Consider the following 727-nt stretch of genomic DNA (forward strand, 5'->3'; position numbering starts at 1 on the left):
TCTTTCTTTTCGATTTTCTCTATATCCGAAGGGCGGTGAAGCTTGGATTTTAAAGAGAAAACACAAAGCGATGACGTTCTGGTCCATTATTGGAGGAAGTGGAAGTACTACCTTTTGGGTATCGTAATTCTCATTCAGCTTGGAATCTATTCTTGTTCCCAGAAGAGGCTGCATCATCCATCCATACTACCAAACCACTCAGGTATTGGTCTTTATGCTTCTGAGAACTACATTGCAGCCAACGAATTCTTTTTAGAAAGTTCCACGTATGGGTTTAGACAGGAAAGGCCCCTTTTGAACTTATCGTTGAGCTATTGGAAAGCAAAAGCCTTTGAAGATGCACATCTAATCGCTGATAGATTGACCACTACGAATCGTTTTTTTTGGCAAGCCTATCATACGGATGGTCAAATCCTTTTCTACTGGGGGATAGACTCTTTGGATCAGGTAGAATGTAATTTTGACCAAACATTAGTCCTTTGGCAATTTGCGAGGAAACGATTTTTATATAGTACTTTTCTCTCCGCCTTACAATTTGATTTTAAAGATACCATCGAGTCTTATCGTGCTAGTAAAGAAATTCAGAATTTCATTCACAACCTTCCGAAATGGAGAGAAGAGTGTCTAAACCCAAAAGATAACAAAGATAACGAAGATAACAAAGATAACGAAGATAACAAAGATAACGAAGATAATAAAGATAATAAAGATAAGAAAGATAAGAAAG

The 727-nt window shown here is 37.3% G+C and carries 1 protein-coding gene; it reads left to right on the forward strand.

What is annotated here, in order from left to right:
- Window positions 1-114: 114 nt before the first annotated feature.
- A partial coding sequence (locus EHQ58_RS18555) for a hypothetical protein (RefSeq protein ID WP_210412852.1) occupies window positions 115-727 on the forward strand: 613 nt, incomplete at its 3' end.

The organism is Leptospira ognonensis (assembly GCF_004770745.1).
In the GTDB taxonomy this organism is placed as follows: domain Bacteria; phylum Spirochaetota; class Leptospiria; order Leptospirales; family Leptospiraceae; genus Leptospira_A; species Leptospira_A ognonensis.